General features: G+C 34.9%; 3 protein-coding genes and 1 pseudogene. All 4 read right to left on the reverse strand.

Annotated features, from left to right (window positions below):
• Positions 1–464 (reverse strand): annotated as a pseudogene (locus tag HMPREF2701_RS00765) (hypothetical protein); the annotation flags it as partial.
• A gap of 98 nt (positions 465–562) precedes the next feature.
• On the reverse strand, positions 563–1,324 hold the full coding sequence (locus HMPREF2701_RS00770; RefSeq protein WP_049493683.1) for a hypothetical protein: 762 nt from the start codon (positions 1,322–1,324) through the stop codon (positions 563–565).
• Between the two features lie 3 nt (positions 1,325–1,327).
• Positions 1,328–1,543 carry a DUF4176 domain-containing protein gene (locus HMPREF2701_RS00775; RefSeq protein WP_049493685.1) on the reverse strand — a complete coding sequence of 72 codons (216 nt, stop codon included), beginning with the start codon at positions 1,541–1,543 and terminating at the stop codon, positions 1,328–1,330.
• A 151-nt stretch (positions 1,544–1,694) separates the two neighbouring features.
• A partial coding sequence (locus HMPREF2701_RS00780; protein WP_070481813.1) for a DUF4176 domain-containing protein occupies positions 1,695–1,934 on the reverse strand: 240 nt, incomplete at its 5' end.

Consider the following 1,934-nt stretch of genomic DNA (forward strand, 5'->3'; position numbering starts at 1 on the left):
GCGAATACAAAGTTAAGCATAACTTTGCTGGCCTTCTGCGAGATAATTTCTTCAGAGTCTAAATTGACCAAACAGCTCATGACGACTATAACAATAATGGATTGAATAAGAGGGAGGGATAGCTTTAAACCGATAAAACTATGATCCCCACTCAAACTATTGAAAGCAATGATGGCATAAACATGGCCAGTCAGATACATGAGATAGGTTCCAAAGCTAGTTAAAATTCCTCGTCTAAGATCCAGTAAAAATACCAGATTTAAAATCCAAACAACAATCCCTGTAATAATCAAGCCTTGATGTAAGGCAGGATTTTTTAAAATCCTTAATCCTGCAAGCCAAAATCCTGTAAATACCAAGGGATACAAAATAAAAATCCCATTTAACACCCCCCACAGAGGAACCGGTCCCTTTATTCTACTTCTTTGAAATTCAAATGTTTTTTTAATTCGTTCCAGTATCATTTAAACCATCCTCTCATGCCTTTGATTAGACTATTGGCTCCTTTTTTAAGATTCCTTTTAATGCTGCATCAATATAAAATTAATAAGTAAATAACCTACTATTCATCTCTATTTCTCCAATTCTTTATGATATTATAAATAGAATGTATCAGTAGTATTACTATAAGTGAGAACAAAGGGCGTAATGATACCAAGCTTACACCTACAACAAGGAAGGCTGATAAAAAATAAATGATAAACGCCTCTAACTTAGAAGGTCTTCTCTCCTCTGGAAGCATATCTAAATGTTCCTTCGTTATAGCTGAGCGATCATCGAATTGATAAAAGAAACGATATCTTGCAGATAAAGAATCAATATTTAAAAAGTCATATCCCCTAATATAATTAATTACGTAAAACATCAGTAAATTGTCAATTTCGTCAATATTTTCAGTATAGAGAGAAAAGTTTCTCTTTCCAGCAATTGCAATATTACTTGCAGCATAAACGGCAATCGGAATGCCATCTTTTGTGACAGGTAAAATATCTCCTTTACTACCTGAACCTACACGCGTCATTTCATAGTTATTTAAATTGAATTGAAAAACTCCATGCCAGTATGCTTGTTCCCATAAATGTTCAAATCTTTCTTCTTCAGAATAAATCAAATCCTTATTTAACCCTCTTGCGACTATTCTTTTTCTTTTAGAAATATATTCTGATTCTTTCAAGACAAGAATTTCTACATCTTTTGCATAGAGACGGTAACCTTCCTCTTCTTGAACGATTTCAATTCTTTCAGTCCAATGTTCATCATCAGGTAATTTTGACTGAAGGATAAATCCTTCTGAGTTTCCACGCAATTGTAATTGTATTTCCATATTTTACCACCCTATTGATAAGCCCAATCCAAACGGATAGCCATGACCAACATAATCCACATAATGTTCGTTTGCCAAATCAACTCGACGACCTGAAAGAACTACAAAAAAGTCCATCTGTTCGCTTTCAAATGACTCAACCAAATCCTTAGGAAGGAGCTCACGATCAAGTTCGACAACACTACCCAAAGGATAGATGCGACTTAAACAGAGATCCACACCGGATGTCCTGATAAGGTCATTGCTACCGCTGTCAATACTTCCTGGTCCTTTTCAGATAGGTCACATCAGTGACTATTCTACTTAATCTTCATTATAACATTTTCTCACCATATAGAAAATCCTAGAATGAAATCCTAGGATTTGTATGTCATTTTTTAAAATCATCTACACTAAAGTGGTCATAGCTGATTCTTGAGACTTCCTCATCATAACGACTCAAAAAGTCTTGAAAACGACGATCGATGTAACCAAAGAAGAGCACTTCATCTATATCCTCTTTGTTAAAGAAGATAATGTTTTGATTAATGAGTCCTAGCGGAAGACTGACAGCTCCAAAATCAAAATAACCTTGCTTGCCGTCCTTTTCAGTAACTGGACAATGATTAAC

The organism is Streptococcus sp. HMSC077D04 (genome assembly GCF_001808785.1).
Taxonomy (GTDB): Bacteria; Bacillota; Bacilli; order Lactobacillales; family Streptococcaceae; genus Streptococcus; species Streptococcus mitis_BX.